Raw genomic sequence first — 6,807 nt, forward strand, 5'->3', positions numbered from 1 at the left:
TATTCCCAAATCGTCCCGCCTTTGCTGGCGATCTCGATTTCGTGACCGGGTATAAACCGGTCGTGCATCGTTTCCTGGCTCATCGATCGTGTCGCTGTGAACGAAAGCAGGCTAGAGAACCCCTGTTATCCCGTCAATAGCTCAGAAGAACGACCTCGAAAAAAGGAATTTTTCCCGACATCGTGCATTTTGGATGCGAAGTTTAAGACCATGAGGGTAGGTGGGAGGTTTTTCACAATTCTTCCCGATTTTTTCCCGTCCTGATTCGGGCTTATTTCACTACAGCTAATCGCCGGATTCTTCCAAACTTCGCCGCCGTGATCATCGATCCGTGACCGCTCTGTCTTCGGACAGTCCGAACAAGCATCCAACGAGGAGAAAAACATGCAAAAACGCAAATTGGCGGCGGCCATCGGCAGCGCTCTGATGGCGGGTGGGCTCTTGGCCGTGTCCGGTACCGGCTCCGCCAACGACGCTCTCGTCAAAATGTCGAAGGACGATAAAAACTGGGTCATGCAGACCAAGGATTACAGCGCCACCCATTTTTCCGAAATGGACCAAATCAACGTCGACAACGTCCATCACCTCAAGGTGGCGTGGACTTTTTCCACCGGCACCCTACACGGTCACGAGGGCGCCCCTCTGGTGGCGGACGGCATCATGTACGTGCACACGCCGTTCCCCAACAACGTCTATCCCTTAGATCTCAACGACCCCGGCAAGATTCTCTGGCAGTACAAGCCCAAGCAGAATCCGGCCGCCCGTGCTGTCGCCTGCTGTGACGTGGTGAACCGCGGTCTCGCGTACGTACCCGCCGGCGAGCACGGTCCGGCCAAGATTTTCCTCAACCAGTTGGACGGCCACGTCGTCGCGCTCAACGCCAAGACCGGCGAAGAAATCTGGAAAATGGAGAACTCCGATATCACCATGGGCTCCACTCTGACCGGCGCGCCCTTCGTGGCCAAGGACAAGGTTCTAGTGGGGTCGGCCGGCGCCGAGCTGGGCGTGCGCGGCTACGTGACCGCCTACAACATCAAGGACGGCAAGCAGGAATGGCGCGCCTACGCCACCGGCCCCGACGACGATTTGCTGCTGGATGCCGCGTTCAACAGCCATAATCCACATTACGGCCAGTTCGGACTGGGTCAGCAAACCTGGGAAGGCGATGCCTGGAAGATCGGCGGCGGCACCAACTGGGGCTGGTACGCCTACGATCCGAAGCTGGACATGGTCTACTACGGTTCCGGAAACCCGGCGCCCTGGAACGAAACCATGCGTCCCGGCGACAACAAATGGACCATGACCATCTGGGGCCGCGATCTCGACACGGGTAAGGCCAAGTTCGGCTACCAGAAGACGCCTCATGACGAATGGGATTACGCCGGCGTCAACTACATGGGCCTGTCCGAACAGGAGGTAGACGGCAAGATGACGCCGCTTCTGACCCATCCCGACCGCAACGGCATCATCTACACCCTCAACCGGGAAAACGGCGACCTGGTCAATGCCTTCAAGATCGACGACCCGGTCAATTGGGTGAAGAAAGTGGATCTCAAGACCGGCGTGCCTATCCGCGATCCCGAATACTCCACCCGCATGGATCACGAAGCCAAGGGCATCTGTCCCTCGGCCATGGGCTATCACAACCAGGGTCTGGAGTCCTACGACCCGAAAAAGAAACTGTTCTTCATGGGCGTGAACCATATCTGCATGGACTGGGAGCCCTTCATGCTGCCTTACCGGGCAGGCCAGTTCTTCGTAGGCGCGACCCTCAACATGTATCCGGGCCCGAAGGGCACCTTGGGTCAGGTCAAGGCCATGAACTCGGTTACCGGCAAGATGGAATGGGAAATCCCGGAAAAATTCGCCGTCTGGGGCGGCACCCTGGCGACCGCCGGCGACCTGGTGTTCTACGGCACGCTCGATGGTTACATCAAGGCACTCGATTCCCGGAACGGCAAGGAAGTCTGGAAGTTCAAGCTCCCTTCCGGCGTCATCGGTCATCCCATCACTTATAAGCACAACGGCAGACAGTACGTTGCCATTTACTCCGGCGTGGGCGGCTGGCCGGGCGTTGGACTGGTGTTCGATCTAAAGGACCCGACCGCCGGCCTCGGCGCGGTGGGCGCCTTCAAGGAACTGGCTCACCACACCCAGATGGGCGGCTCGCTGTTCGTGTTCTCGCTGTAAGCACCGCGTAGCCGTAGGTTGTAGGGTGGGTTAGGCCGTCAGGCCGTAACCCACCGAAGGCGCGGAACGATGGGTTACGGCTGCGCCTAACACATCCTACATCTGCTTTTTTATATGGAGGAAATCACCCCATGCGTTTGATACGCATCGTCATTTGCGCCTGGCTGTTGGCCGATATCGGCAGCCGACCGGCGGCAGCCGCCGAACCTCTCAAGGTCTGCGCGGCGGAAAACGAACTGCCTTATTCGGACAAGGACGGTAAAGGCTTCGAAAACAAGCTGGCGGAACTGATCGGCAAGGAGTTGGGTCGCCCGGTGGAATACGTCTGGTGGCAGGACCCCCGGTACTTTATCCGGGACCAATTGGATCGCGGCTTATGTGACGTGGTTGTCGGCGTGGACACGGACGATCCGCGTCTGTCGACCTCGAAGCCCTATTACCGCTCCAGCTATGTGTTCGTGTACCGCAAGGAGAAGGGTGTAAAGATCGCCGACTGGGACAGCGAATTCCTGAAAAAGGCCGGACATATCGCCTTCATGCCGGACACCCCGGCGGAGACGATGCTCAAGAAGGTCGGGCGCTATTACGACCAGTTCAACTACGTGCAATCCCTGGTGGGCTTCAAGGCCCGCCGCAACCAGTACGTCCGCTACGTTCCGGAGAAACTGGTCAGGGAAGTGGAATCGGGCAGCGCCGACCTGGCCGTGCTGTGGGGGCCGCAAGCCGCGCGCTATGTGAAAAACGCCGGCAAACCTTTGGAGATGCGGGTGATTCCGGATCGTCAGACTCGCTCCGACGGCGAAAAGGTGCCCCATCACTATTCCACCTCGGTAGGGGTGAGAAAAGGCGAGGAAGCCTTGCTGGCGAATATCGACCGGGTGTTGAAGAAACGTGAGAAGGAGATTCGAACCCTGCTCAAGGCGGAGGGAATTCCGCTGCTGCCCTTGGATGAACCGGCGGCTACCGCTGCGCAGGAAGGAGACAAAAAGCGCAAGACAGGTTGAGTGTGGGAGCGGGCCTCAGCCCGCGACGGATGGGCATCAAGGCACAAGTCGCGGGCTGAAGTCCACTCCCACAGGATAGGGCACTGATGGACGACTTTCATGCCAATCGAACCGAACGAAAAAAAGAACAGAGGATAAAACCTTCATGAAACTACGAATCTGCACGGCCGCGCTCGCCGTGGGCGCGGCTCTCGCCTCCACAGGGGGCTACGCGGAAATCACCTTCCGCCACGCCGTTACCGGCGAAACCCTGGATTTCGAATACGGCAAAAAAGGCGGCGATACCGATGCTTTCAAGAAATTCAAGGAAACCGGCAAGAATCCCTATAACAACCACAAGGAAGCCGTCGATAAAGGCCACAGTCTGTATCTCACCGCCTGCTCCGGCTGCCATGGCCATGAAGCCGAAGGCAAGCTTGGACCGGGACTGGGGGACGACTACTGGACATACCCTAGAGCCGCCACCGATGTTGGCTTGTTCGAAGTTCTCTGGGGTGGTGCCCAAGGCATGATGGGACCGCAAAGCACCAATCTGAACGCCGACGAGATGCTGCGCGTCATGGCTTGGCTGCGCGACATCTACAAGGGCGATCCGGCCAAGGCCGAATGGCTCAAATAGTTTTCCCCACCACCGAACAGGAGACCCGACCCATGAAACTGAAAACTCTCTTTTTGAGCGCCGGACTGCTGTCCGTGGCCGCTTTCAACGTCAACGCCTACGACGGCACAACGTGCAAGGCCCCGGGTAACTGCTGGGAACCGAAACCCGGTTATCCCGAAAAAGTGGCGGGCAGCAAATACGATCCCAAGCACGATCCAGCCGAATTGAACAAACAGCAGGAGGCCATCAAGGCCATGGAAGCCCGCAATCAGAAGCGCGTGGAACAGTTCAGCAAGACCGGCAAGTTCGTTTACAAGGTGGATTGAATCGGCTGGAGGCTTGAGAGCGGTGGAGTAGGCAATACCCAATCAATGCCGTTAAGCCAAGATCTACTTCGTCATTCCGGCATGGATTGCCGGCATGACGGCTTGAGTTAGCGGAATCGGGGCAGTGCCAACCCACGATAGGTTGGCTATTCCAATACTTAATACATGCATTCCGAACAACAACTGGCCGACTGGCGGGAAAAAGCTTTTCGCTTCGAGTCGGAAATCGCAAAAGCCATCATCGGCCAGCCTCATGCGATCCGGCTGATGACCATTGCCGTGTTCGCCCGTGGCCATGTGCTATTAGAGGGCAACGTCGGTGTGGGCAAGACCACTCTGCTACGGGCCGTATCGCGAGCCATAGGGGGCGAATACGAACGGATCGAAGGGACCATCGATCTGATGCCCGCCGATTTGATCTATTACACCTACCTCGACGAGAACGGCAGGCCTCGGGTCGATCCCGGTCCCGCCCTGAAGCACGGCGAGCAGCTTTCGACCTTCTTCTTCAACGAGATCAACCGGGCCCGTCCCCAGGTTCATTCGCTGCTGCTGCGCATCATGGCGGAGCGCAGCGTCACCGCATTCAACCGCGAGTTCCGCTTTCCCTATCTCCAGGTGTTCGCCGACCGCAACCGGGTGGAAAAAGAGGAAACCTTCGAGCTCCCGGCTGCCGCCCGCGACCGGTTCCTATTGGAAATCGCAATGGACTATCCAAGCGATGCGGATACCTTGGATCAGCTGACCTTCGATCCCCGGTTTCATGACGTGGACAGCCTGCTCGGCGCGGTGACGGGGGGCGTGCTGCCGTACCGCGAGCTCGACGAGGTCGCCGCGGCCATCCAGAACGGCATTCAGGCTAGCCCGACCCTGCGGGCTTACACCCGCGACTTGTGGCGGGCCAGCCACGAACCGGAGCGGTTCGGCATCTCCGTGGCCGACGCCGACATGTCGGAGCTGATCCAGGCCGGGGCGAGTCCCCGCGGCATGAGTTATCTCATTCGCGCCGCACGCGTCCACGCCTGGCTGAAAGGGCGGGACCGGGTCATTCCAGAGGACGTACAAGCAGTCTTCTATCCGGCGATGGCACATCGGGTATTTCTGAAGCCGGCCTACGAATATCGGCGCGATGAACTGGTTCCGGGATTGGTGGACAAAATTCTCCATTCGATTGCCGCGCCGTGATGGCTAGCCTGCATTTCTCACACCCCTTCGTAGCGAGGGCGTCGAGGCGCCGGTGTGGCGCGCCGCACGGACGTAGTAGTGGCGGCAAAGGCGTAGCCGCCACTACGTCGAGCCGGCGCGAAAGAGTACGGTGCGCCACGGCGAGCGAATCGGCGTCCGCAGTAGGAAGGGCATCTCTGGCGCTCCCAGAGATGCCGTTTGCGATTGGAGGGGTGTGAGAAATGCAGGCTGGGCGCACCGAGGAATTCCATTACCGGGTGTCGTGGCGTTCAGACGCCGTGCGCCCCGGCTTTCATCCGAGCCGGCGCTCCGGCAGCGGCGAGCGCTTTCACGGGCTCGCCCCCTTGCTGAAACATCCCGATCCGCGCCGGATCGATCTCCGGGCGAGCGTGCTCGATCCCTTCGGCGGCTATGCCGTGCGGATCTACGAGCAACGCAGCGCCATCAAGGTGTTTGCCATCGTGGATTTGTCCGCATCGATGGAATTTCGCGGTGCCGGGCACAAAATGGACACGCTGGCCGATTTTCTGGGTTCTCTGGCTTTATCCGCTTACCGCACCGGCGATGCTTTGGGAATCATCGGCTGTTCGGAAAAGATCCACGCCGAATTTTCTTTGCCGGTGTGCCGTCACCCGGCCATGGCTTTGAACCTGGTCAATCGCCTGCGCCGCTTCCGGCCCAAGGGGACCAACGCCCGCGGCCTGGCGAATGCGGCGAAATGCCTGCCGACATCGCGCGCGCTGGTTTTTCTGGCCTCCGATTTCCACATGCCTTTGACATTGGTCAAGCGGATTCTGGTCTCTTTGGGGCCGCAAGACGTGGTGCCCCTGGTGTTTTGGGACACGAGCGAAATGGGCGGTGACGCTACGCTCGGGTTTCGCCGCATGCGCGACTTGGAAGACGGCTCGGAGCGCTTGCTGCTGCTGCGGCCGAAGCTCCGGGCCCGGCTGGAAGAATCCTACCGAGACCGGCGGGACCGCCTGGTCCATCTGTTCCTGAGCCACGGACGGGAGCCGCTGTTTCTCGAAGAAGGATTCAAGGCCGAATATCTCACCCGTTATTTTCAGCGCGCCTTATGAAAAGGACTTGCCTCGTTTTTCTGCTGCTTTTTCCCGGAGCCGCAACCTCTGAGGTCACGGAAGTGCCGGATCCGGTCAGGGATTTTCAGGTTCTGACGCCCCGTCCGTTCGGCTACGCCATCGGCGATGTCATCCGACAAACGCTGGTTATCGCCGTCGATCGGGAAACCTCCCTCGACCGAAATTCTCTTCCCCGGAACCGAATCAACCGCTGGCTCGAACTGCGGGAGACGAACGTACAGGAATCGGAACGCGACGGCTTGCGCCACTATTCCATAGAACTAGGGCGTGTCCTCAATTAAGGGGTCGCCAAAGACGACCAAAAGCGATTCAATTGAGAGAGTGAATTCAGAAGAAGGTCGATGAATGGTACGACGGTATGGCTTACGGGACGATCAGTGGGAACGGATTCAAGACCTCCT

7 protein-coding genes are annotated in these 6,807 nt (G+C 59.1%); all 7 read left to right on the forward strand.

Annotation, left to right across the window (positions count from 1 at the left end):
* Nucleotides 1-426: 426 nt before the first annotated feature.
* The 7 genes from VEB01_RS13115 (at nucleotide 427) to VEB01_RS13145 (ending at nucleotide 6,687) form a co-directional block, all read left to right on the forward strand.
* On the forward strand, nucleotides 427-2,190 hold the full coding sequence (locus VEB01_RS13115; RefSeq protein ID WP_414675470.1) for a methanol/ethanol family PQQ-dependent dehydrogenase: 1,764 nt from the start codon (nucleotides 427-429) through the stop codon (nucleotides 2,188-2,190).
* A gap of 131 nt (nucleotides 2,191-2,321) precedes the next feature.
* Nucleotides 2,322-3,194 carry a methanol oxidation system protein MoxJ gene (moxJ, locus tag VEB01_RS13120; protein WP_324876137.1) on the forward strand — a complete coding sequence of 291 codons (873 nt, stop codon included), beginning with the start codon at nucleotides 2,322-2,324 and terminating at the stop codon, nucleotides 3,192-3,194.
* A 145-nt stretch (nucleotides 3,195-3,339) separates the two neighbouring features.
* A complete protein-coding gene (gene moxG / locus VEB01_RS13125) occupies nucleotides 3,340-3,813 on the forward strand; it encodes a cytochrome c(L), periplasmic (protein WP_324876138.1) in 474 nt (157 codons plus the stop codon).
* Between the two features lie 32 nt (nucleotides 3,814-3,845).
* A complete protein-coding gene (locus tag VEB01_RS13130) occupies nucleotides 3,846-4,121 on the forward strand; it encodes a methanol dehydrogenase [cytochrome c] subunit (RefSeq protein WP_324876140.1) in 276 nt (91 codons plus the stop codon).
* A gap of 165 nt (nucleotides 4,122-4,286) precedes the next feature.
* Entirely contained in the window at nucleotides 4,287-5,306 is a 1,020-nt protein-coding gene (locus tag VEB01_RS13135; RefSeq protein ID WP_324876142.1) for an AAA family ATPase, read from the forward strand.
* Nucleotides 5,307-5,527: 221 nt separating this feature from the next.
* Nucleotides 5,528-6,385: a DUF58 domain-containing protein gene (locus VEB01_RS13140; RefSeq protein ID WP_324876143.1), complete on the forward strand. Its 858-nt coding sequence runs from the start codon at nucleotides 5,528-5,530 to the stop codon at nucleotides 6,383-6,385.
* The gene (locus VEB01_RS13145; protein ID WP_324876145.1) at nucleotides 6,382-6,687 is read left to right on the forward strand and encodes a hypothetical protein; all 306 of its coding nucleotides are present in this window, start codon (nucleotides 6,382-6,384) and stop codon (nucleotides 6,685-6,687) included. Before VEB01_RS13140 ends, VEB01_RS13145 begins: the two co-directional genes overlap by 4 nt.
* The last annotated feature ends 120 nt before the right edge of the window (nucleotides 6,688-6,807 follow it).

The organism is Methylocaldum sp. (genome assembly GCF_035627495.1).
GTDB lineage: Bacteria > Pseudomonadota > Gammaproteobacteria > Methylococcales > Methylococcaceae > Methylocaldum.

Coding starts and splice junctions, on each gene's coding strand:
- VEB01_RS13115 (WP_414675470.1), top strand. CDS start 427: ATGGCGGGTGGGCTCTTGGCCGTGTCCGGTACCGGCTCCGCCAACGAC.
- moxJ (WP_324876137.1), top strand. CDS start 2,322: ATGCGTTTGATACGCATCGTCATTTGCGCCTGGCTGTTGGCCGATATC.
- moxG (WP_324876138.1), top strand. CDS start 3,340: ATGAAACTACGAATCTGCACGGCCGCGCTCGCCGTGGGCGCGGCTCTC.
- VEB01_RS13130 (WP_324876140.1), top strand. CDS start 3,846: ATGAAACTGAAAACTCTCTTTTTGAGCGCCGGACTGCTGTCCGTGGCC.
- VEB01_RS13135 (WP_324876142.1), top strand. CDS start 4,287: ATGCATTCCGAACAACAACTGGCCGACTGGCGGGAAAAAGCTTTTCGC.
- VEB01_RS13140 (WP_324876143.1), top strand. CDS start 5,528: ATGCAGGCTGGGCGCACCGAGGAATTCCATTACCGGGTGTCGTGGCGT.
- VEB01_RS13145 (WP_324876145.1), top strand. CDS start 6,382: ATGAAAAGGACTTGCCTCGTTTTTCTGCTGCTTTTTCCCGGAGCCGCA.